The sequence below is a fragment of the Ancylobacter aquaticus genome (genome assembly GCF_004339465.1).
In the GTDB taxonomy this organism is placed as follows: domain Bacteria; phylum Pseudomonadota; class Alphaproteobacteria; order Rhizobiales; family Xanthobacteraceae; genus Ancylobacter; species Ancylobacter aquaticus.
In genome coordinates this window covers 529661-551698 of the sequence record NZ_SMFY01000003.1, presented here as the reverse complement: position 1 = coordinate 551698, position 22038 = coordinate 529661, and the positions used below count along the sequence as shown (strand labels likewise).

Genomic DNA, 22038 nt, shown 5'->3' with positions numbered 1-22038 from the left:
GCGCGTTGACGACGCCGAGGTGCCCGGCGGGGTGGAGGACACCCTCCCGACCTGCGGCGACAGCTTCCCCCCTCGGTCGAACGCCTCGTCCCGGAATTCGCCCGCCCGCCTGGTTCTCGCCTTGCGGGGCAGAGCCGCACGCCGCGCGGTGGCTTGTCGGGGTCCCGCCCCCGGCACCTCCCCGTCTCAGCGCCGCCCGACAGCGCCGACGATTGGAGCCGCCCACAGCGCAGCCAACAGCCCCCGGCTGTTTTCTAGTAAATCGGTAGATTTAATGTTGACCCTGTCTGCCGGCTGTGAAAACCTCTCCCCATCGCATTCACCAGCGCCACCGCGCTGCCGGAGAAATCGCCCATGTCCTTCCCTTTCAAGCCCGTGGCGAAGGCCGCGCTCTTTGCCGCGTTCGTCGCCGCGCTGGCAGCACCGATCGCACTGGCGCCGGCGGCCCGCGCCGCCGATGTCACGCTGCTCAACGTTTCCTACGACCCCACCCGCGAGCTCTACGCCCAGTTCAACAAGCTGTTCGCCGCGCGCTACAAGGCCGACACCGGCAAGAGCGTCGAGATCAAGACCTCGCATGGCGGTTCGGGCAAGCAGGCGCGCTCGGTGATCGACGGGCTCGACGCCGACGTCGTCACCCTGGCGCTGGCCTATGACATCGACGCCATCGCCGACCGGGGCTTCCTGGCGCAGGACTGGCAGAAGCGCCTGCCGGACAATGCCTCGCCCTACACCTCGACCATCGTTTTCCTGGTGCGCAAGGGCAACCCGAAGGGCATCAAGGACTGGGACGACCTCGCAAAGCCGGGCGTGCAGGTCATCACCCCCAACCCCAAGACCTCGGGCGGGGCACGCTGGAACTACCTCGCCGCCTGGGCCTATGCGCTGAAGACCTACGGCTCGGAGGAGAAGGCCAAGGAGTTCGTCGGCGAGCTCTACAGGCACGTTCCCGTGCTCGACACCGGCGCGCGCGGCTCCACAGTCACCTTCACCGAGCGCGGCGTCGGCGACGTGCTGCTCGCCTGGGAGAACGAGGCCTTCTTGTCGAAGAAGGAATTTGGCGACGACAGGTTCGACATCGTCGTCCCCTCGCTCTCCATCCTCGCCGAGCCGCCGGTCGCCGTGGTCGACAAGAATGTCGCGCGCAAGGGCACGGGCGAGGCCGCCGAAGCCTATCTCAAGCTACTCTACAGCAAGGAAGGCCAGAAGCTGGCCGCCGAAAACTTCTACCGTCCGCGCGACCCGGACGTCGCCAAGGACTATGAGAAAGTCTTCCCCAAGGTCGATCTCGTGACCATCGACGACCCGGCCTTCGGCGGCTGGCGCAAGGCGCAGCAGACCCATTTCGCCGATGGCGGCGTGTTCGACCAGATCTATTCCAACTGACGATGTGACGGGCCGGCGGGGCCGGCTTCCGCCGCCCCCAGCGTCCGCGACCAAACGAACCTCCAAGGCCGTGCCGCAGGGCACGGCCTTCGCCGTGAAAACCACCCGCCCGGAGCGCCGCCTTGAGCGACATCACGCTGGACCGAACCACCTTCGTGGGAAGCCCTCCCCCGCCCGTCGCGCAGCGGGCCCGGAGCGTCGTCCCCGGCTTCGGCCTCACATTGGGGCTGACGCTGCTCTGGCTGTCGCTGGTGGTGCTCATTCCGCTGGCGGCACTGTTCCTGAAGACCGCCGAACTGTCGCCGGATCGGATCTTCGCCATCCTCACCGCGCCGCGCACGCTCAACGCGCTGAAAATCTCCTTCGGCCTGTCGCTTGCCGCCGCCAGCATCAACCTCGTGCTCGGCGGCATTATCGTCTGGGTGCTGGTGCGCTATGACTTCCCCGGCCGGCGGGTGCTCGACGCGCTGATCGACATCCCCTTCGCCCTGCCCACGGCGGTGGCCGGTATCGCGCTCACCACGCTCTATGCCGAAAATGGCTGGATCGGCGCCCTGCTGGCGCCGCTCGGCGTCAAGGTCGCCTTCACCCCGCTGGGCATCCTCATCGCGCTGATCTTCATCGGCCTGCCCTTCGTGGTGCGCACCGTCCAGCCGGTGCTGGAAGACCTCGACCACGATCTCGAAGAAGCAGCGGCCACGCTCGGCGCCGGGCGCTGGACCACGGTGCGGCGCGTCATTGCCCCAGCGGTGTTGCCGGCCTTCCTCACCGGCTTCGCTCTCGCTTTCGCCCGCGCGGTGGGCGAGTACGGCTCGGTGATCTTCATCGCCGGCAACCTGCCGAACGTATCGGAAATCGCCCCGCTGCTCATCGTCATCCGGCTGGAGGAGTTCCGCTACGCCGACGCCACCGCCATTGCCGCGACGATGCTGGTGGCGTCCTTCCTGCTGCTCTTCGTCGTCAACGGGTTGCAGCGCTGGTCGCGCAGCCGCACCGGGAGGCTGGCATGACCCCCGCGCCCATCCGCGACGAGCCCGCTCTGGTGCGCGGCATCCTCATCGCTCTCGCCGTCCTCGTCATCGGCCTGTTCATCCTGCTGCCGCTGGTCAATGTCTTCGCCCAGGCCTTCTCCAAGGGCTGGGAGGCCTATCTGGCGGCGCTGGTCGAACCCGACGCGCTGGCGGCGGTGCGGCTCACCTTGCTGGTCACGGCGCTCTCCCTCACGGCCAACACCACGATGGGGCTGGTGATGGCATGGTCGCTGACGAAGTTTGAATTTCGCGGCAAGAGCCTGCTCATCACGCTCATCGACCTGCCCTTCTCCGTGTCCCCGGTGGTGGCCGGCCTGGTCTTCGTGCTGCTGTTCGGGGCGCAGGGTTATTTCGGCGAATGGCTGATCGACAATGGCTGGAAGATCATCTTCTCCTGGCCGGGCATCACGCTGGCGACGATCTTCGTCACCTTCCCCTTCGTCGCCCGCGAGTTGATCCCGCTGATGCAGGAGCAGGGTACGATGGAGGAGGAAGCCGCCGTTACGCTCGGCGCCGGCGGCTGGCGGGTGTTCTCGCGCGTCACCCTGCCCAATATCAAATGGGCGCTGCTCTATGGCGTGCTGCTGTGTAACGCCCGCGCCATGGGCGAGTTCGGCGCCGTCTCGGTGGTGTCGGGCCACGTGCGCGGCGAGACCAACACCATCCCGCTGCAGGTCGAGATCCTCTATAACGAGTACCAGTTCCAGGCGTCTTTCGCCGTCGCCTCGCTGCTGGCTTTGCTTGCCATCGTCACGCTTCTGGCCAAGACGCTGCTGGAGGCCCGCCTCGGCCGCAGCGGCGGGCGCCACTGAACCAATCCCCGCGAGCGCAGGCAAAAAATCAGGCGCGCTTGCCGCGGGTCGCCGCTGCCGGCACGACAGGACCGCCCGCCGCGCCGGGTCCCTCGGACGCGTCCCAGAGCAGGGGCGCCGCGCCCTCATGCAGTGGCAGGCCGATCCCGGCCCGGCGCTTGGGCAGCTTTTCGGCCATGCCGAGCAGTTTCTCGCGCCGACGCATTTCCGCCCACACATCGTCCGGCTCGATGCCGAGTTCGACCCACAGGACGACCAGATTGTAGAGTAGATCAACGCTCTCGCGCACGGTGGCGGCGCGGTCGCCGACCACAGCGTCGAGCGCCACCTCCACCGCCTCCTCGGCCACCTTCTTGGCCATCGCAGCCCGGCCCTTGCGGAACAGCTTCTCCGTCCGCACCGAAGGGTTGGTGCCCTTCCGTGTCGCGGCCACGGCGGCGTGCAGGCGGCGGATCGCATCGCTCATGCTGGATCGCTCATGCCAAATCACTCATGTCGAATCACTCGTGAAGCGATTCTAGAACCATTTACGTGAAGCCTGTGCGGCAGCCCGTGGGTCGGATGGCGCCGGTGTGATCCGTCGGCCGGGCTTTGCCTTTTGCGCCGCCGCGGGGTTCGGGTTATGCAAGGGGCGAGATACCTTCTCGGGCCGGCCTTGGCCCGCCGTCCCCGGTTTGAAACGGATATTGGAAGCGTGCTGAACCTTTCCCTGTTCCGCCCCCGCCGCGCCTGGCTCGTGGCCGGGCTTGTCGGCGCCGCACTGCTCGCACCGCTGACGGCGCGCGCCACGCCGGCGCTGGTCATCGAGGTCGACAGCGGCAAGGTGCTGCTGGCGGAGGATGCCACCAAGCCGTGGTACCCCGCCTCCATCACCAAGCTGATGACCGCCTATGTCACCTTCAAGGCCATCCGCGCCGGCCGGCTGACACCGGAGACGCTGATCACCGTCTCCAACTACGCGACGACCCAGAAGCCCTCCAAGATGGGCTTCAAGGCCGGCACTCAGGTGACGGTCGACAATGCCCTCAAGATGATGCTGGTGAAATCGGCCAACGACATCGCCGTGGTGCTCGCGGAAGGCGTCAGCGGCAACCTGCCCGCCTTCATCGACGAGATGAACGCCACCGCCGCCGAACTCGGCATGACCGGCACCCATTACGCCAACCCGAACGGCCTACCCGACCCGGCGCAGGTCTCGACCGCGCGCGACCTCGCCATCCTCGCCCGCGCCATATTCCTCAATTTCCCCGAACAGGCCGACCTGTTCCGCATTCCGGCGATCAAGGTCGGCCCGGCCGTCATCCGCAGCTACAACAAGCTGATCGACCGCTATCCCGGCGCCGACGGGATGAAGACCGGCTTCATCTGCGCCTCTGGCTTCAACCTGGTAGCCAGCGCGACGCGCGGCAACCGGCATCTTCTCGCCGTCGTGCTGGGCACCGAGTCCGGCAAGGCGCGCACGGAGGAGGCCGCCCTGCTGCTGGAGCGCGGCTTCCAGCAGTCCGGCAATGTGTTCGGCTCGCTCGCCCCGTCGGTGGATTCACTGCGCAATGAGAGCGGCCCGCCGACCGACATGCGCGCGCAGGTCTGTGGCGGCAAGCGCAAGAACACCGCCTCGGAAGCCGATGATGACAGCGGCCCGGCGCCCACCGGCTATGTCGCCGCCGGCATGGCCCGGCTCGACGGCACCGTCACCGGCGCCAGCCTGCTGCAGAAGCTGCCGCCCTCCATGCCCCCGGTCGAAGTGTTCGTCGGGCCGTTCCCCAGCGCAGAGGCGCTCGCCGCCGCCTACCCGCCGCCGCCCGCACCGAAGAAGCAGACGGCAAAGAAGCCGGCCGGCAAGAAGGGCCAGACGACGGCGATCATCGACCCCGCCGATCCCGCCGCGCCGGCCCCGAAGCCCAAACCGAAACCCAAGCCCAAGCCTGCGTCGAAGCCGGCGTCCGGGCCGGCCAACCTCGCCGTTCCTCCCCCGCCGCAATAGAGCGGGCGTGTTGCTCGCGGGCGCGAACGCGGCACCGCCGGGCCGCGCCCGAACAGGATTTCGCTCATGAGCGAGGCGACCCACCTCCCCCCGGAACCCATTCCGGTCACGTTGCTCACCGGCTTTCTCGGCGCCGGCAAGACGACGCTGCTCAACGCCCTGCTGCAACAGCCGGGCATGGCGGACACCGCCGTGCTGATCAACGAGTTCGGCGAGATCGGGCTCGACCATCTCCTCGTCCAGCATTTCGACGACGCCACCGTGCTGCTCGCCTCCGGCTGCCTGTGCTGCACCATTCGCGGCGACCTGTCCGAGGGGCTGGAGCAGCTTTTGCGGCGCATGGACAATGGCGCCATCCCGCCCTTCCACCGCGTGCTGATCGAGACCACCGGCCTCGCCGACCCGGCGCCGATCCTGCACGTCCTGATGATGCACCCCTATCTGGTGATGCGCTTTCGGCTGGACGGCGTCGTCACCGTGGTCGACGCGGTGAACGGCCTCGGCACGCTCGACGCCCACCCGGAATCCGTCCGGCAGGCGGCCATTTCCGACCGTATCGTGCTCACCAAGACCGATCTGGTCGACACGCCCGAGCGCGAGGTCGGCCTCGCCGCGCTGCGCCGGCGCCTTGCGCGCCTGGCGCCAGGCGCCCCTGTGCTCAATGCGGCGAAGGGCGAAGCGACGCCCGAGGCGCTGCTCGGCGCCGGACTTTACAATCCCGCGACCAAGATCCCCGACGTGTCGCGCTGGCTCGCCGACGAGGCGGTGACGGCGGCGGAGGAGGCCTCGCGCGCCCACTCCCTGAACGGGCATGTCCATGACGAGAACCGCCATGACGAGCGCATCCGTGCCTTCACCGTGGCCACCGACGCGCCGGTCTCCGCCGCCGCCATCGACATGTTCCTGGAGTTGGTGCGCGGCACCCATGGGCCCAAGCTCTTGCGGCTCAAGGGCATCGTGAAGCTGGCCGAGGACCCCGAGCATCCCCTCGTGCTGCACGGCGTCCAGCATGTGCTGCACCCGCCGAGCCAGCTCGCCGCCTGGCCGGACGACGACCGGCGCACCCGGCTCGTGATGATCGTGCGCGATGTCGAGCCGGCGGTGATCCGCCGGCTGTTCGACGCCTTCATGGGCTTGCCGGCCATCGGCCAGCCGGACGGCGTCGCCATGACCGACAACCCGCTCGCGCCGGCCACGCTCCGGCGCTGAGCCACGAGCACCGGCGGGCTATTGGCTCGGCAGCGGCGCGCCGTTGAGCAGAACCTGCGTGCTGCCGGCCGCCGGCGGAGTGGCTGTCGCTCCGGCGGGGCTCGCGGCCGCCTCGGCGGCTTCCGCCCTCGCATCCGGCACGGCGATCACCATCGCCCAGTAGACGCTGTACTTGCTGCGCGGCGAGCGAACGGCGGCGATGCCGAGGCGGGTAGCACCCGCGAGCAGCATGTTCTTGTTGTGGGAGGGCGAATCCCGCCAGCCGGAAAACGCCTCGGCCAGGGTGTGATAGCCGGCGCCCACATTCTCCGCCGCCTTGAGTCCGCTGAACCCGCCCACCTTCAGCCGCGTGGTCAGTCCGCGCCCGCCAATATTGTGCGAGAGCTTGTCCGCCGACGCCATCGCCTTGGCCTGTCGCTCGGCGACGTTCATCAGCACGGGGTCGATCGTCACCGCCGGCAGGCCGCGCCCGCGCCGGTAATCGCTGATCAGCGCGGCAGCCGCCTGCGGGTCGAGCGCGCCGCCCTTCGCGATGTTGGCATAGAAGGTCTCGTCCACCGGCAGGGTGGTGGGCCCGGCGGCACAGGCCGCGAGCATCAGGGGCACCAGCAGCAGACCGGCAAGGCGCTTCAACAGCAAGGTGGACATGCGCGACTCATCTCAAGGAGGAGCGGATAAGGCACGGTGCGAACCGGACCCGGCCCGATTGAATCCGCCCGGATCGGTAAACCAATCCTTAACGCGCCCCCGGCGAGCGGAGCGTCCCGCGAATTTTACCCTAGGCGTCGTCATCTCCGGCCGCCGGTTCGTCGCCGATCGGCCCGCCGCGATAGATGGCCCACGGCGTGTAGGGAATGCCGATCTTCGCCGTCTTCAGCCGGTCCAGCACGGCGAAATGCAGATCGCTCTTCACGGTGAGCGCATAATCGACATTCGCCACCACGCAGCGCAGCTCGAATTTCAGATAGCTGTCGCCGAACGCCATCAGGAAGACGCGCGGCGGCGGCGAGCGCAGCACCTGCGGGTGGTCGCAGGCGCAGCCGATGAGGATGTCGCGCACCTCGTCGGCATCCGCGTCATAGGCGACATTCACCGCCACGATCACCCTGCCGCTGGTGTTGGCATGGGTGAAATTCTTCACCATGCCGGTGATGAGGTCGGAATTGGGGATCAGCACCGCCGCGCGGTCGAAGGTCTCGATCTCGGTCGCGCGCACGCTGATGCGGCGCACATAGCCCTCCTCGCCCTTCACCGCGATGGTGTCGCCGACCCGGATCGGCCGCTCGGCCAGCAGGATCAGGCCCGAGACGAAGTTCGAGACGATGGATTGCAGGCCAAAGCCGATACCGACCGAAAGGGCACCGGCGACCAGCGCGATGTTCTCCAGGTTCAGCCCGAGCTGCCCCATCGCCATCGCGCTCACCGCGATGAAGCCGATATAGCCGATGATGGTGGCGATGGAATTCTGCAGGCCCTGGTCGAAGGCGGTCCTGGGCAGGATCGCCACCGCGAACCAGCGCTGAACGGCCCGGGCGATGACGATGCCGATCACCAGGAACAGCAGCGCGCTCAATATGTCGCCGAGCGCGATGGTCGAGCTGCCGATGGTGAAACCAAGCGTGACGCGGCTCGCCAGATCGGCGAAATCCGAGGTGGAGGTGCCGAAAGTGCCCACCACCACAATGACGATGCCGATGATCGCCACCGCCTTCAGGACGCCGGCAACGAGCACCGAGAGCAGTTCGAGGCTGGCCGGCCTGATGCCCAGCGTCTTCGCCGCGTGGCGCGCCCTCGGGCCGGTGGCGAGGGAGTCGATGAACAGCGCGTTTATCAGCGCCACGACGAGATAGAGCGCCCCCGCCATCACCACGCCGATCAGCGTGCGCGAGGACAGGAAAGAGGCGATGCTGACATAGCCTGTGATCAGCGCGCCGAGGATGGCGAGGTTCAGCACCCAGAAGGGAAACTTGATCCAGTTCAGCAGGGAGGACGAAGGGGCGTCGCGGCCATCCTCGGCCTTGCTGTCCGGAATCTTGCTGTCCGGGATTTTGCCGTCCGACGCCTTGGCCTCGTCCTCGTCATTGTCGGCGGACAGCGCATTGAGGGCGCGCATGGCGCGCGAGGCCACCACGACGAGGCAGAGCGACATCGTCGCGCTGGTCGCGACCGAGAGCGGCACCGGCACCACCAGCGCGCGGTGTACCGCGCCGAGCACCACCGCGATGCCGAGAATCCACAGGCCGACCGCCGCATGGCGGTAGATCAGCCGGACCATGTCGTCCGAGAGCGGCACCACGCGGCGCTGCGGTTCCCCCGGCGCCAGCGCGCCGTCGAGCAGCCCGCGCCCGACGGCGAGGATGTAGACGGCGAGCAGAACGCCCTGCGCGATCTCGTTCACCCGGGGCGGCAGCAGGTCGAAACTGTTCAGCAAGGCCAGCACGGCACTCACCGCCAGCGGCGCCGCTGCCATGCGCAGCAGGGCCACCAGCGCTGAAAGCCCGCATGCCCTCAGACGCGAGAGCGGCTCGCCCTCGGTGCCCAGTTCGGCACGGTGCAGCGGCCGCGCGAGCATGTGGCGCGCCAGGAAAATGAGAGCGACGATCACCAGCGCGCCGAAGGCCACCGCGACCTGCCCGAGAAACGGCATGCGCGCATTGGCATAGGCCGCCCAGTCGCTCAGCAGGTAATTGATGCCGCGCAGTTCCACCGGCACCGCCGCGGCGGCCTGCAGCCAGAGCGACGGATCGAGCACGCTGTAGGAGCGTGCGAGCAGCGTATCGGTAAACAGCGCCCGCCGTCGGCTGGTGATGCGATCGGAGAGCTGGTCCGCCCGCACCTTCAGCAGCTTGGCCTGCTTGAGCACGCCGTCGAGTTCGGTGGCGCGGGCGGTCAGCGCGTCGCGCTCGGAGGTGATCGAGCCGTCTTCCGGCGCCGCATCCTCGGCCGGCTTGGGGCCGATTTCCTTGACGCGATGATTGAAATTGGCGAGCAGCGGCTCCAGCAGGGCGATGCCGGCGGTCAGATCGGTCCGCACCGGGTCCAGCCGGTTGCGCAGATCGTCGAGGTCGATCGAGCGCAGCCCGTCGCGCCCCAGCGCCGCCTCCACGCCGTCGACAATGGCGCGCTGCCCCTCCAGCTTCTGCTGCACCTGCACCTGTTCGAGCGGTGCCTGTGCCCAGCCGACGCTGGCGCTGGCCAGCAAGGCCAGCGCCATGAGCACCGCCAAAAAGAGAGGCGCGACGCCCAGCAGCGGGCGGCGGCGCCGCCCGAAGGCGGACAGCGCGGCGGCGCGGGTCGGGGGCGTCGGCAAGCGGAAGATGGGATACCGGGAGCTGGGATACATCGTGCCGGGCGGATTGGAGCCAGTGGCCGACCTGTCTCAGTCCCGATCAAGGCCAAGTCAAGGCCGGGTCAAGGTCGAGGTGCTACCGAGGGCGGCCGCAACGGCGCACGCGGCCCGCCCGCTCCCGGCGCTCGGCATCAGTTGCCGCGCAGATGCGGCGGCAGCATCCGGCCCTGAAGGGCGGAGGCGGAGGACAGCACGGCGAAGATGTCGCCGATGAATTCGCGGGCCCGCGAGAAGAAGGTGGCGCGCGGGGCGCGCATGCGCCCGACCGTTTCCTCGTCGTCGAGCTGGAGCTCGGCCGCGTGGTGGACGGCAAGATTCCGCATCGGCCCGTTATTGGGCAGGAACACCACCTGAAGTTCTTCGATTCCGCGATTCTGCGCCAGCAGCACGAGATGACGCATGAGCGCGGAACCGATGCCCTTGCCCTGAAAGGGCCGCTCGACGCTGAACGCCGCCTCGGCCGCCGCCGGCTTTCCCAGCCGCGTGCCCAGCGGGTGAAGCTCCGCAACCGCCCGCAACTCGCCGTCCACGAAATAGCCGATGGCGCTCGCCTCGCCGGAGACCAGCCGGGTCGCGTGGCGGGCGAGCGCGCCATCGGAAACCACACCGCCGAAGCGCATGAAGCGGCTCAGCGGATCGAGCCGCAGCAGATGCGCCAGTATCACCTCGCGTTCCGCCGGCACCAGCTTGCGGATATGGCCTGGGAGCCTTGCCATCGCCGCCGGAGGCGCGACAGATGGTGCGGGAGACGAAGGGGCGGCGGACGGTGTCATGGGTTCGGTCTCGACGGGACCGCGATCATTGTTGCGGCGCAGCAAAAATATGCGCGTCGCACCATGAGACAACTCCGGCATCTGCATGGCTCGCATGCGGCGGCGCAAGCCACGCCCCACCTTACGCCGTAACCGCCGCCGCGCCAATCAAGGACCGGCAAGCGAGCCGGCCTCGACATTCACGACGAATTTCACACCGAGGCGCCCATCGCGGCTCGCTGCCGAGGAACGATACCGGGTCGGCGGTGCCGATCTATCCGCGACGGTCAGTCGGCGACGATCAGCGGCTGGCGCTCAGCGTGCGGGCCCGCGTCACCACCTCGGTGATCGCCTCGCGCAGGGCGCCATCGGCGGACAGGCCGAAATTATAATGGCTCATCGAGAACGGACCGACCTTGCCGGGATGGGCCGAACGGAAGCCGACATAGAGCCCGAGAAACACCCCGTCCGGCGACAGCATGGCCGCACCGGAGACGCCACCTTCAGCGTCGCAGTCGATCGCCACTTCGCGCACGCCGCTCGACGCCGTGGTCGTGACCTTGCGGGCCTGGCAACTCTGCAGCGAATAATCTTCCTGGCCGCCGCTCCTCGCCGCCGCCGCCAGCACGATATTTCCCGGTACCTGCATCGTGCCTGGCATGTAGGGCTTCACGCCCTTCACCGGCCCGGCGAGCGGCACCACCGCCCAGTCCTTTACTGCCGGCTGGCCATAGGGCTCGCGGGCGCCGCACACCACCTTGTCGACATCGACCGACACCTTCTGCCGGTTGCCGCCGGCAGTGGTCTCGAACGTGCAATTGGCGCCCCGCCCGCGCGGCTCGCCGCCGGGGGTGAACAGCACGTGCGAGGCCGTCACCAGCACATTATTGGCGCCGACCAACTGGCCGGTTCCCACCGCCGACCCGCAGCGCACCACACCGGTGGCGCCGAAGCGCGAGGCCATGGCAGCGGGCGACAGGCCGGCGACGCGGGAGTAATCGTCGCGGCTGAGCCGGTCGTCGCGGTCGATGATGATGGCGGAGGAAGGCAGGTTGGCGGAGGTCGAGGCCTTGCGCTCCACCGCTGCCGCTGGCGCGCTGTACGCGACGATCCCGCACGCCAGCATCAATGCTACGGTCATGGCCCTTACCGGGGCCTTTCCGCCTAGATCGCCAAAGCCCCGCACCCGCATTCCGGTCTCACCTGCTGGAGAAGCACGGGGAGTGTGCCGGCAGGAAGGCGAGCGCGTCAAGGCAAACAAGGAATAACGCGGAACCCTTCCCTTCGGTTCCCGTCTATCTGCCATGCATTTTCTGCGGAGATCGTCGCGGCTTCCCGCCACAGTCCGCCTCGCCGGCGGCACGCCGACCGAGCGGGAGCGGACTTTCCATCGGTAGCCTTTCGCAACGCTTGCCGCAACGGCCAGCTAGCGATAAGCGTGCGCTGCAACATTGCGGGGTGGCCCAATATGGCGGAAACGGTGGCGGCGGAAGCGGGCGGATCGGTGCTCGCCGCACGATATGTCGCCCGCATGGCGGCCGGCGACATCACGCCCGATGCCGGCCAGGCTCGTGTCGTCGGCGCCCTCGCGAGCCTGGAGCAGCGCATCGCGTCCCGCCGGCTCGCCCGCAAATCCTCGGCGCTGGGCTGGCTGTTCGCCCGGCGCGAGGACGCCATCCCCCGCGTGCGGGGCCTCTACATCCACGGCGCCGTCGGGCGCGGCAAGACCATGCTGGTCGACCTGTTCTATGAGAGCGTGGCGGTGCGCAAGCGCAAGCGGCGCGCGCATTTCCACGAGTTCATGGCCGATGTCCACGCCCGCATCTTCCAGGTGCGCAAGGACATGAAGGAAGGCCGGGTGAAGGATGGCGACCCCATCGCCCCGGTCGCCGCCGCGCTCTACGAGGAAGCGTGGCTGCTGTGCTTCGACGAGTTCCACGTCACCGACATCGCCGACGCGATGATCCTCGGCCGCCTGTTCGAGAAGCTGTTCGATCTCGGCGTGGTCATCGTCGCCACGTCGAATGTCGCCCCCGACGACCTCTACAAGGGCGGCCTCAACCGGGCGCTGTTCCTGCCCTTCATCGCGATGATCGAGCAGCACATGGAAGTGGTGCGGATCGAATCGCCGACCGACTACCGCATGGAGAAGCTCGGCGGCGCCCGCACCTGGTATGTGCCGGCGGCGCACGAGACGATGGCCGACATCGACCGCGAGATGGACAAGGTCTGGCATCGCATCGCCGGCATTGATGGCGGCGCCCCCACCCACCTCGCCTCCGGCGGGCGCACCATCCCGGTGCCGCGCGCCGGCGGCGGCGCCGCCCGCTTCACCTTCGCGGATCTGTGCGGCGTGCCGCTGGGCGCCACGGACTATCTGCGGCTCGCCCGCAGCTTCCACACGCTGGTCATCGACCACATTCCCCAGCTTGATCAGGACACGCGCAACGAGGCCAAGCGCTTCATCACGCTGATCGACGAATTGTACGAGAAGGGCGTCAAGGTAGTGGCCTCCGCCCCCGCCGAGCCCGAGCAGCTCTATCTCGGCACCGAGGGCGCGGAAGCCTTTGAATGGGCGCGCGCCGTCTCGCGCCTGCACGAGATGCGCTCGGACGACTACATCGCCCGCCCGCATGGCCGGGGCGATTCGCACGCCAGCGGCAACACCACCGGCCTCGTCGAGACCTGAGCGGAGGGTTGCATGGCGGCCCGGCCCTTCCAACATGCACAAGACGCCCGCCACGCGGACGGCACCCTCACGGACGCTCCGGCATGAGCAGTCATTCCCACCATACGCACGAAGCGCCGCCCCATCACAGCTGCGCCCTCACCGGGGCCATCGTTTCCCCGCGCGACGGCCTGCGCCTCGACATGCTGCGGCCGGGCCTCGCCGATCACATCCGGGCGCTGCACCCCGGCATCGCGCCCGATGCCTATATCTCGCGCAAGGCGCTGGCCCGGGAGCGCAGCGCCTATATCGCCGAAACGCTCAGGGCCGAGCGCGGCGACCTCAGCCAGCTCGACCACGATGTGATCGCCAGCCTCGCGGCCAACGACATCCTCACGGAGAATATCGAAGACGAGATCGAGAGCGGCCGCACCCTCGGCGAGCGCGCCGCCGACGCCATCGCCTCCTTCGGCGGCAGCTGGACCTTCATCATCTCTTTCGTCGTGTTCATCAATCTCTGGATGGCGGTCAGCATTGCCGGGCTGATGGGGATGTTCGATCCCTACCCGTTCATCCTGCTGAACCTCGTCCTGTCCTGCGTTGCCGCCCTTCAAGCGCCCGTCATCATGATGAGCCAGAAACGTCAGGAGGCGAAGGACCGGCGACGCTCCGAGAATGATTACCGCGTCAATCTTAAGGCCGAGCTGGAAATCCGCCATCTGCACGAGAAGATCGACCACATGCTCACGCGGCAATGGGAGCGTCTGGCTGAAATCCAGGCAATCCAGATCGAACTGATGGAAGAACTCGCCGGTCGGCGCCGTTAGGACCACCGCCTGCGCCTCCGATGTCATGTATTTCGTATACCAGTACTTTCTCCGAAAGTCGTACTCCCACGCATTTACCTCAACGGCCTTCATCGCTTGAACCATGCGGCGATAAGGTCTATCGGAACCCCGGCGCGGCGGAGCGCCGCACCCTCCCCTCGGAAAGTCAGGAAATCTCATGGCTCGAGCAAAGATTGCACTGATCGGGGCTGGCCAGATCGGCGGTACTCTCGCCCTTCTCGCAGGCCTCAAGGAACTTGGCGACGTCGTGCTTTTCGATGTGGCCGAAGGTATCCCGCAGGGCAAGAGCCTCGACATTGCCGAAGCCGCGCCGGTCCTCGGCTTTGACGCCGCGCTCTCGGGCGCCAATGGCTATGAGGGCATTGCCGGCGCCGACGTGGTGATCGTGACCGCCGGCGTGCCGCGCAAGCCCGGCATGAGCCGCTCCGATCTCCTCGGCATCAATCTCAAGGTCATGGAGCAGGTCGGCGCGGGCATCGCCCAATACGCCCCCGACGCCTTCGTCATCTGCGTCACCAACCCGCTCGACGCCATGGTGTGGGCGCTGCAGAAGGCCTCGGGCCTCCCCACCCACAAGGTGGTCGGCATGGCCGGCGTGCTTGATTCTGCCCGCTTCCGCTATTTCCTGGCCGACGAGTTCGACGTGTCGGTGGAGGACGTCACCGCCTTCGTGCTGGGCGGCCATGGCGACGACATGGTGCCGCTCGTGCGCTATTCCGGCGTCGCCGGCATCCCGCTGCCGGACCTCGTCAAGATGGGCTGGACCAGCCAGGAGAAGGTCGACGCCATCGTCGAGCGCACCCGCAAGGGCGGCGGCGAGATCGTCAACCTGCTCAAGACCGGCTCGGCCTTCTACGCCCCCGCTGCTTCGGCGATCGAGATGGCGACCTCCTATCTCCGGGACAAGAAGCGCCTGCTGCCCTGCGCCGCCTATCTCACTGGCCAGTACGGCATCGACGACCTCTATCTCGGCGTGCCGGTCATCATCGGCGCCAATGGCGTCGAGCGGATCGTCGAGATCGAGCTGGATGCCACGGAACGCGCCATGCTCGACAAGTCGGTCGCCTCGGTGAAGGAACTGGTCGGCGAGTGCCAGAAGATCGCCCCCGGCCTCGGCGCCTGATCAATGCCCGGCCTCCGGCGTGGGCGCAGCGGTGCCCCTGTCGCGAGGACGTGAACGGCCTTCGGGCCGATTATGGGCGGCGGGAGGGTCCCGCCGCTGGTGCCGGGAGCGCCGCTCCCGTTATGGCTTATGCGTGATGAACGGCGTTTTCGCATCCCCGTGCCGCATTCCTGCGGCATTCCCGAGGTGAATACGCGACCTATATAAAGCCTAACCGACTTTCGCTTCGCGTTGCGGGGCACCGCAGTGAGCCCGGGGCACCGGCCTCGGGCGCTCTTCGGCAAGAAAGCACTGCCACCGGACCCGAACGGTCCCCCAGGAGCCGACGATGTCGCGCGCGGACGTGAACGAGACCTTTCTCAATACCTCCTTCCTTTACGGAGCCAATGCGGCCTGGATCGAGGACCTCTATGCCCGTTACGAGGCCGACCCGAATTCGGTGGATGCCGAGTGGCAGGCCTTCTTCGCCGGGCTGAAGGACGCCCCGGCCGATGTCGAGAAGAGCGCCCGTGGCGCCTCCTGGAAGAAGGAGGGGTGGCCGATCCACGCCAATGGCGAACTTGTCTCGGCGATGGACGGCCAATGGATCGAGGTGGAGAAGGCGATCGGCCGCAAGGTCGAGGCCAAGGCGAGCGAGAAGGCGCAGAAGGCCGGCGTTGAGCTGACCACCGCCGACGTGCAGCAGGCCACCCGCGATTCCGTCAAGGCGCTGATGATGATCCGCGCCTACCGCATGCGCGGCCACCTCCATGCCAAGCTCGACCCGCTGGGTCTTGAGCCGGTGCGCGCTGCGCCCGAGCTCGACCCCGCCTCCTACGGCTTCCGCGAGGCCGATCTCGACCGGCCGATCTTCATCGACCATGTGCTCGGCATGGAATTCGCCACCGTCCGCCAGATGGTCGCCATCCTCCAGCGCACCTATTGCGCGACGCTCGGCGTCGAGTTCATGCACATCTCCTCCCCCGAGGAGAAGGCTTGGATCCAGGAGCGCATCGAGGGCCCGGACAAGGAAATCACCTTCACCCGCGAGGGCAAGCGCGCCATCCTCAACAAGCTGGTGGAGGCCGAGGGCTTCGAGAAGTTCCTCGATGTCCGCTACACCGGCACCAAGCGCTTCGGTCTCGATGGCGCGGAGAGCCTGATCCCCGGGCTCGAACAGATCATCAAGCGCGGCGGCAATCTCGGCGTGAAGGAGATCGTGTTCGGCATGGCCCATCGCGGCCGCCTGAACGTGCTCACGCAGGTGATGGGCAAGCCCCACCGCGCGCTGTTCCACGAGTTCAAGGGCGGCTCCTGGGCACCCGACGAGGTCGAGGGCTCCGGCGATGTGAAGTACCATCTCGGCGCCTCCAGCGATCGCGAGTTCGACGGCAACCAGGTCCACCTGTCGCTCACCGCCAACCCCTCGCATCTGGAAATCGTCGACCCGGTGGTGCTCGGAAAGTCCCGTGCCAAGCAGGATCTGCTGCGCGACACCGAGCGCACCCAGGTGCTGCCGCTGCTGCTGCATGGCGATGCCGCCTTTGCCGGCCAGGGCGTGGTGGCGGAATGCCTCGGCCTGTCTGGGCTGAAGGGACACCGCACCGGCGGCTCGATCCACTTCATCATCAACAACCAGATCGGCTTCACCACCTATCCGCGCTTCTCGCGTTCCTCGCCCTACCCGTCCGATGTGGCCAAGACCATCGAGGCGCCGATCTTCCACGTGAATGGCGACGACCCCGAGGCCGTGACTTTCGCCGCCAAGATCGCCACCGAATTCCGCCAGCGCTTCCGCAAGCCGGTCGTGGTGGACATGTTCTGCTACCGCCGCTTCGGCCATAATGAGGGCGACGAGCCGGCCTTCACCCAGCCCTTGATGTACAAACTCATCAAGCAGCACCCGACCACGCTGGAGCTGTATTCGCGCAAGCTGGAAGCCGAAGGCGTCATCGCGCCCGGCGAGATTGACGCCATGCGCGCCGAATGGCGCTCCAAGCTCGACATCGAACACGAAGCCGGCCAGGCCTACAAGCCGAACAAGGCTGACTGGCTCGACGGTCGTTGGGCCGGCCTGAAGGCGGCCGCCGCCGAGGACGACCCGCGCCGCGGCGTCACCGGCGTCGATTTCGACGAGCTTCGCACGATCGGCGAGCGCATCACCACCGTGCCGGAGGGCTTCCACGTCCACCGCACCATCCAGCGCTTCCTCGATTCCCGCCGCAAGGCGATCCTGCAGGACGGCGCCGGCATCGACTGGTCGACCGCGGAGGCGCTCGCCTTCACCTCGCTCCTGCTCGATGGCCACCCGGTCCGGCTCTCCGGCCAGGACAGCGAGCGCGGCACGTTCTCTCAGCGCCATTCGGTGCTGATCGACCAGGAGACTGAGGAGCGCCACACCTCGTTCAATCATGTGCGCGAGGGCCAAGCCCATTACGAGGTCATCAACTCGATGCTCTCGGAAGAGGCCGTGCTCGGCTTCGAATATGGCTACTCGCTGTCCGAGCCGAACGCGCTGACGATTTGGGAAGCCCAGTTCGGCGACTTCGCCAATGGGGCGCAGGTGGTCTTCGACCAGTTCCTGTCGTCCGGCGAGCGCAAATGGCTGCGTATGTCGGGCCTCGTCTGCCTGCTGCCGCACGGCTATGAGGGCCAGGGGCCGGAGCACTCCTCCGCCCGTCTGGAGCGCTTCCTGCAGATGTGCGCCGAGGACAACATGCAGGTCGCCAATCTGACGACGCCGGCTAATTATTTCCACGCCCTGCGCCGCCAGCTCAAGCGCGACTTCCGCAAGCCGCTGATCCTGATGACGCCGAAGAGCCTGCTGCGCCACAAGCGCGCCGTCTCGACGCTGGCGGAATTCGGGCCGCAGACCACCTTCCACCGCGTGCTGTGGGACGATGCCGACCGCAACTTCGCGGCCGCCCTGCCGGCCGAGGCGGTGAAGCTGAAGCCGGACAGCGAAATCCGCCGTGTCGTGCTGTGCTCGGGCAAGGTCTATTACGACCTCTACGAGGAGCGCGAGCGCCGGGGGCTGGACGACGTCTACATCATGCGCGTCGAGCAGCTCTTTCCCTTCCCGCTCAAGACGCTGGCGCAGGAGATCGGCCGCTTCAAGCAGGCGGAAATCGTCTGGTGCCAGGAAGAGCCGAAGAACCAGGGCGGCTGGGCCTTCGTGCAGCCCTATCTCGAATGGGTGCTGGAGCAGGCCGGCTCCGCGTCTTCTCGGCCGCGCTACACCGGCCGCCCGGCCTCCGCCGCCACGGCGACGGGGCTGATGTCCAAGCATCTCGCGCAGCTCAAAGTGTTCCTGCAGGACGCCCTGGGCTGAGCATCGCGACGATTAGTAAGACCTGAGTTCGCAAGACCCGAGGGAGTGCCGGCCCCGCAGCCGGCAAACGGTGAGGAAGAACGAGCATGGCCACCGAGATCCGCGTTCCGACGCTGGGCGAATCGGTCACCGAGGCAACCATCGGCAAGTGGTTCAAGAAGGCGGGCGACACCGTCGTCGCCGATGAACCCATTGTCGAACTGGAGACCGATAAGGTCACGATCGAGGTGCCCGCGCCCTCGGCCGGCGTGCTCTCGGAGATCATTGCCAAGGACGGCGAAACGGTCGGCGTTGGCGCGCTGCTCGGCTCCATCGGTGAAGGCTCCGGCGCGGCGAAAGCCGCTCCCGCCGCCGCTCCGGTCAAGGCGGAAGCTCCGAAGGCCGAAGCTCCGAAGGCGGAAGCACCCCCGGCCGACGCCCCGAAGCCGGCTCCGGCCGCGGCCGCGTCTTCCGGCTCCAATGGCCCGGCGGTCGCCAAGCTGGCTGCCGAGAGCGGGCTCAACCCCGCCATGCTCGCCGGCACCGGCAAGGATGCGCGCGTGACCAAGGGCGACATGCTCTCGGCGCTGGCCGCCGGCGGTTCCAGCCCCGCAGCCGCGCCGGCCCCCGCTGCCGCCCGCGCCCCCTCAAGCGCCGATGACGCCTCGCGCGAAGAGCGCGTGAAGATGACCAAGCTGCGCGTCACCATCGCGCGTCGCCTGAAGGAAGCCCAGAACGCCGCGGCCATGCTCACGACGTTCAACGACGTCGACATGTCGGCGGTGATGAACCTGCGCACCCAGTACAAGGACGTGTTCGAGAAGAAGCACGGCGTGAAGCTGGGCTTCATGGGCTTCTTCACCAAGGCGGTGATCCAGGCCCTCAAGGACGTGCCGGAAGTGAATGCCGAGATCGACGGCACCGACCTCGTCTACAAGAATTACTACCACATTGGCATCGCCGTCGGCACCGACAAGGGCCTCGTGGTCCCCGTGGTGCGCAATGCGGATGAGCTGTCCATCGCCGGCATTGAGAAGGCCATTGCCGGCCTCGGCCGAAAGGCTCGCGACGGCAAGCTCGGCATCGAGGACATGCAGGGCGGCACCTTCACCCTCACCAATGGCGGCATCTACGGCTCGCTGATGTCGACCCCGATCCTCAACGCCCCGCAGTCCGGCATTCTCGGCATGCACCGCATCGAGGAGCGCCCGGTGGTCGTGAAGGGCCAGATCGTCGCCCGCCCGATGATGTATCTGGCGCTGAGCTACGACCACCGCATCGTCGACGGCAAGGGCGCCGTCACCTTCCTCGTCCGCGTCAAGGAAGCCCTGGAAGACCCGACCCGGCTGGTTCTGGATCTGTAATCGGCCGGCACTTTTCCTCAAGGGCGGCCGGCAGGGGCCGGCCGCTCCTCAATGGGTAGCATCATGTCCTACGATCTTGTCGTCATCGGCACCGGCCCCGGCGGCTATGTGTGCGCCATTCGCGCCGCCCAGCTCGGACTCAAGGTCGCGGTGGTCGAGAAGCGCGCGACCTTCGGCGGCACCTGCCTGAACATCGGCTGCATTCCCTCCAAGGCGCTGCTGCACGCCTCGCACCGCTTCGAGGAAGCCGCCCACAGCTTCGCCAAGATGGGCATCAAGGTCGGCACCCCGACGCTGGACCACGCGGCGCTGCTCGGCTTCAAGGACCAGGCGGTGGAAGGCAACACCAAGGGCGTCGCCTTCCTGATGAAGAAGAACAAGATCGACACCTTCCACGGCACGGCGAGCATTCCCACCCCGGGCAAGGTCGATGTCGCCATGGCGGATGGCTCGCAGCAGACGCTGGAGACCAAGGCCATCGTCATCGCCACCGGCTCGGATGTGGCCAGGCTCCCCGGCATCGAGATCGACGAGATCCGCATCGTTTCCTCCACCGGCGCCATTGCGCTGGAAAAGGTGCCGGGCAAGCTGCTCGTCGTCGGCGCCGGCGTCATCGGGCTGGAACTCGGCAGCGTGTGGCGGCGCCTCGGGGCTGAGGTCACGGTGGTCGAATATCTCGACCGCATCCTGCCCGGCATGGACAATGAGGTCGCCAAGTCGTTCCAGCGCATCCTCGAGAAGCAGGGCGTGGCATTCAAGCTCGGCGCCAAGGTCACGGGCGTCGACGGCTCGGGAGAAGCGCTCAAGGTCTCCGTCGAACCCGCCGCCGGCGGCACCGCCGAGACGCTGGAGGCCGATGTGGTGCTCGTTGCCATCGGCCGCGTCGCCTACACCGAAGGCCTCGGCCTGCAGGCGCTGGGCGTCGAGACCGACAAGCGCGGGCGCGTCGTCACCGACCATTATTACCGCACCAGCGTGCCCGGCATCTTCGCCATCGGCGACGCCATTGCCGGCCCCATGCTGGCCCACAAGGCCGAGGATGAGGGCGTGGCGCTCGCCGAGTTGCTCGCCGGGCAGGCCGGGCATGTGAATTACGACGTCATCCCCGCCGTGGTCTACACCTTCCCGGAGGTCGCTTCGGTCGGCAAGACCGAGGAAGAACTCAAGCAGGCCGGCATCGCCTACAAGGTCGGCAAGTTCCCCTTCCTCGCCAATGGTCGCGCCAAGGCGAATGACGAGACCGACGGCTTCGTCAAGATCCTCGCGGATGAGGCGACCGACCGCGTGCTCGGCGCCCACATCGTCGGCGCCGAGGCCGGCGAGATGATCCATGAATGCGCCGTGCTGATGGAGTTCGGCGGCTCTTCCGAGGACCTCGCCCGCACCTGCCACGCCCATCCCACCCGCTCCGAAGCGGTGAAGGAAGCCGCGATGGCGGTGGAAAAGCGCGCCATCCACATGTGAGGGCGCGGCGCTGGCGCCCCCCGCACAAAAAGCGGCCCGGAAGTCACCTTCCGGGCCGTCTTTCAACGAGGGGGAGAATGGGGCCGGTCAGGAACCCTTGACCTCGGTCTTGGTCTGTTTCGCCGCATGCGCCGGGCATTCCGCGAAAGCGGTGCCAGCTACTGCGGTGGTAAAGGCAAGTGCGCAAAGAGCGGTCACGAGACGCTTCATCGATTGGTCTCCTCTGGAAGGTCCAATGGGAAGAAGTGTCTCCCAGCTTCCCCAAGGTGAAAACCCCCTTGGGGTTCCCCCGCACCGTCTGGCCGCCGTTTAACGGCCGGATCACGCATCCGTGTAGGTCACGGCCTCTATTTTCCAGCCATCGGGGTCGAGCAGGAACGCGGCGTAGTAGCCGTCGCCATAGTGCGGCCGCAGGCCCGGCCCGCCGGAATCCCGCCCGCCCGTCTCAAGCCCGGCGGCGTGGAACGCCTCTACTGCCCGCCGGGTCGGCGCCATGAAGCACAGGTGGAAGCCCGGCGGCGGCGTGATCGCGTCCGCCCGATGCTGGATCCAGAACGGCGCCGCGCCCGGCGTCCCCTCCGGCGATGGCAATTCCCCCTCCGGCCCCCAGCAGGCGGACTCGCCTTCGGGTTCGGCATGGGAGGAGACGCGCACAAAGCCGAGCGGCGCCAGAACCGCGTCGTAGAAGGCGAGCGACCGCGCATAGTCGCTAACCCCGATCGACATGTGCTCGATCATCGGCTGAATGGGGGTCATCGC

The 22038-nt window shown here is 67.5% G+C and carries 18 protein-coding genes; 11 read left to right on the top strand and 7 right to left on the bottom strand.

Going from position 1 to position 22038, the window contains the following annotated elements:
- Positions 1-354 precede the first annotated feature (354 nt).
- The 3 genes from EV667_RS18515 to cysW all read left to right on the top strand — a co-directional run bounded on the left by EV667_RS18515 (position 355) and on the right by cysW (position 3229).
- The gene (locus tag EV667_RS18515; protein ID WP_131836799.1) at positions 355-1386 is read left to right on the top strand and encodes a sulfate ABC transporter substrate-binding protein; all 1032 of its coding nucleotides are present in this window, start codon (positions 355-357) and stop codon (positions 1384-1386) included.
- 155 nt (positions 1387-1541) lie between these two features.
- On the top strand, positions 1542-2396 hold the full coding sequence (gene cysT, locus EV667_RS18510; RefSeq protein WP_207907807.1) for a sulfate ABC transporter permease subunit CysT: 855 nt from the start codon (positions 1542-1544) through the stop codon (positions 2394-2396).
- Positions 2393-3229, top strand: a complete 837-nt coding sequence (cysW, locus tag EV667_RS18505; protein ID WP_131836797.1) for a sulfate ABC transporter permease subunit CysW — start codon at positions 2393-2395, stop codon at positions 3227-3229. Before cysT ends, cysW begins: the two co-directional genes overlap by 4 nt.
- Positions 3230-3257: 28 nt before the next feature.
- Here the strand turns inward: cysW and hisE are convergent, their stop codons facing one another.
- Positions 3258-3695 (bottom strand): phosphoribosyl-ATP diphosphatase, encoded by a 438-nt coding sequence (hisE, locus tag EV667_RS18500; protein WP_131836796.1) that lies wholly within the window; start codon positions 3693-3695, stop codon positions 3258-3260.
- Positions 3696-3923: 228 nt separating this feature from the next.
- Here hisE and EV667_RS18495 point away from each other — a divergent pair, with 228 nt between their 5' ends.
- Both EV667_RS18495 and EV667_RS18490 read left to right on the top strand, forming a co-directional pair.
- Positions 3924-5213, top strand: coding sequence for a D-alanyl-D-alanine carboxypeptidase family protein (locus EV667_RS18495; RefSeq protein ID WP_245516255.1), 1290 nt, complete (start codon positions 3924-3926; stop codon positions 5211-5213).
- Between the two features lie 66 nt (positions 5214-5279).
- The gene (locus tag EV667_RS18490; RefSeq protein WP_131836795.1) at positions 5280-6422 is read left to right on the top strand and encodes a CobW family GTP-binding protein; all 1143 of its coding nucleotides are present in this window, start codon (positions 5280-5282) and stop codon (positions 6420-6422) included.
- An 18-nt stretch (positions 6423-6440) separates the two neighbouring features.
- Here the strand turns inward: EV667_RS18490 and EV667_RS18485 are convergent, their stop codons facing one another.
- The 4 genes from EV667_RS18485 to EV667_RS18470 all read right to left on the bottom strand — a co-directional run bounded on the left by EV667_RS18485 (position 6441) and on the right by EV667_RS18470 (position 11664).
- A complete protein-coding gene (locus EV667_RS18485; RefSeq protein ID WP_131836794.1) occupies positions 6441-7070 on the bottom strand; it encodes a CAP domain-containing protein in 630 nt (209 codons plus the stop codon).
- A 130-nt stretch (positions 7071-7200) separates the two neighbouring features.
- Entirely contained in the window at positions 7201-9732 is a 2532-nt protein-coding gene (locus EV667_RS18480; RefSeq protein ID WP_245516253.1) for a DUF3772 domain-containing protein, read from the bottom strand.
- A 170-nt stretch (positions 9733-9902) separates the two neighbouring features.
- The gene (locus EV667_RS18475; protein ID WP_131836792.1) at positions 9903-10544 is read right to left on the bottom strand and encodes a GNAT family N-acetyltransferase; all 642 of its coding nucleotides are present in this window, start codon (positions 10542-10544) and stop codon (positions 9903-9905) included.
- A 280-nt stretch (positions 10545-10824) separates the two neighbouring features.
- Positions 10825-11664 (bottom strand): trypsin-like peptidase domain-containing protein, encoded by an 840-nt coding sequence (locus tag EV667_RS18470; RefSeq protein ID WP_245516251.1) that lies wholly within the window; start codon positions 11662-11664, stop codon positions 10825-10827.
- A 327-nt stretch (positions 11665-11991) separates the two neighbouring features.
- Here EV667_RS18470 and zapE point away from each other — a divergent pair, with 327 nt between their 5' ends.
- The 6 genes from zapE (at position 11992) to lpdA (ending at position 21279) form a co-directional block, all read left to right on the top strand.
- Positions 11992-13212: a cell division protein ZapE gene (gene zapE / locus EV667_RS18465; protein WP_131836791.1), complete on the top strand. Its 1221-nt coding sequence runs from the start codon at positions 11992-11994 to the stop codon at positions 13210-13212.
- Between the two features lie 83 nt (positions 13213-13295).
- Positions 13296-14018: a DUF1003 domain-containing protein gene (locus EV667_RS18460; protein ID WP_131836790.1), complete on the top strand. Its 723-nt coding sequence runs from the start codon at positions 13296-13298 to the stop codon at positions 14016-14018.
- A 178-nt stretch (positions 14019-14196) separates the two neighbouring features.
- Positions 14197-15162, top strand: a complete 966-nt coding sequence (gene mdh, locus EV667_RS18455) for a malate dehydrogenase (protein ID WP_131836789.1) — start codon at positions 14197-14199, stop codon at positions 15160-15162.
- A 328-nt stretch (positions 15163-15490) separates the two neighbouring features.
- Positions 15491-18472, top strand: coding sequence for a 2-oxoglutarate dehydrogenase E1 component (locus EV667_RS18450; protein ID WP_131836788.1), 2982 nt, complete (start codon positions 15491-15493; stop codon positions 18470-18472).
- A gap of 86 nt (positions 18473-18558) precedes the next feature.
- Entirely contained in the window at positions 18559-19815 is a 1257-nt protein-coding gene (gene odhB, locus EV667_RS18445; RefSeq protein WP_131836787.1) for a 2-oxoglutarate dehydrogenase complex dihydrolipoyllysine-residue succinyltransferase, read from the top strand.
- A 63-nt stretch (positions 19816-19878) separates the two neighbouring features.
- Positions 19879-21279, top strand: a complete 1401-nt coding sequence (gene lpdA, locus EV667_RS18440) for a dihydrolipoyl dehydrogenase (RefSeq protein ID WP_131836786.1) — start codon at positions 19879-19881, stop codon at positions 21277-21279.
- Positions 21280-21366: 87 nt separating this feature from the next.
- On the opposite strand, the gene EV667_RS23095 is transcribed toward lpdA, so the two are convergent.
- Positions 21367-21489 (bottom strand): hypothetical protein, encoded by a 123-nt coding sequence (locus EV667_RS23095; RefSeq protein ID WP_280960232.1) that lies wholly within the window; start codon positions 21487-21489, stop codon positions 21367-21369.
- Between the two features lie 111 nt (positions 21490-21600).
- On the bottom strand, positions 21601-22035 hold the full coding sequence (locus EV667_RS18435; protein WP_131836785.1) for a VOC family protein: 435 nt from the start codon (positions 22033-22035) through the stop codon (positions 21601-21603).
- Between the last annotated feature and the right edge of the window lie 3 nt (positions 22036-22038).

Coding starts and splice junctions, on each gene's coding strand:
- hisE (WP_131836796.1), bottom strand. CDS start 3,695: ATGAGCGATGCGATCCGCCGCCTGCACGCCGCCGTGGCCGCGACACGG.
- EV667_RS18450 (WP_131836788.1), top strand. CDS start 15,491: ATGTCGCGCGCGGACGTGAACGAGACCTTTCTCAATACCTCCTTCCTT.
- EV667_RS18470 (WP_245516251.1), bottom strand. CDS start 11,664: ATGACCGTAGCATTGATGCTGGCGTGCGGGATCGTCGCGTACAGCGCG.
- EV667_RS18490 (WP_131836795.1), top strand. CDS start 5,280: ATGAGCGAGGCGACCCACCTCCCCCCGGAACCCATTCCGGTCACGTTG.
- cysW (WP_131836797.1), top strand. CDS start 2,393: ATGACCCCCGCGCCCATCCGCGACGAGCCCGCTCTGGTGCGCGGCATC.
- EV667_RS18475 (WP_131836792.1), bottom strand. CDS start 10,544: ATGACACCGTCCGCCGCCCCTTCGTCTCCCGCACCATCTGTCGCGCCT.
- mdh (WP_131836789.1), top strand. CDS start 14,197: ATGGCTCGAGCAAAGATTGCACTGATCGGGGCTGGCCAGATCGGCGGT.
- EV667_RS18515 (WP_131836799.1), top strand. CDS start 355: ATGTCCTTCCCTTTCAAGCCCGTGGCGAAGGCCGCGCTCTTTGCCGCG.
- EV667_RS18485 (WP_131836794.1), bottom strand. CDS start 7,070: ATGTCCACCTTGCTGTTGAAGCGCCTTGCCGGTCTGCTGCTGGTGCCC.
- lpdA (WP_131836786.1), top strand. CDS start 19,879: ATGTCCTACGATCTTGTCGTCATCGGCACCGGCCCCGGCGGCTATGTG.
- EV667_RS18435 (WP_131836785.1), bottom strand. CDS start 22,035: ATGACCCCCATTCAGCCGATGATCGAGCACATGTCGATCGGGGTTAGC.
- odhB (WP_131836787.1), top strand. CDS start 18,559: ATGGCCACCGAGATCCGCGTTCCGACGCTGGGCGAATCGGTCACCGAG.
- EV667_RS23095 (WP_280960232.1), bottom strand. CDS start 21,489: ATGAAGCGTCTCGTGACCGCTCTTTGCGCACTTGCCTTTACCACCGCA.
- EV667_RS18460 (WP_131836790.1), top strand. CDS start 13,296: ATGAGCAGTCATTCCCACCATACGCACGAAGCGCCGCCCCATCACAGC.
- zapE (WP_131836791.1), top strand. CDS start 11,992: ATGGCGGAAACGGTGGCGGCGGAAGCGGGCGGATCGGTGCTCGCCGCA.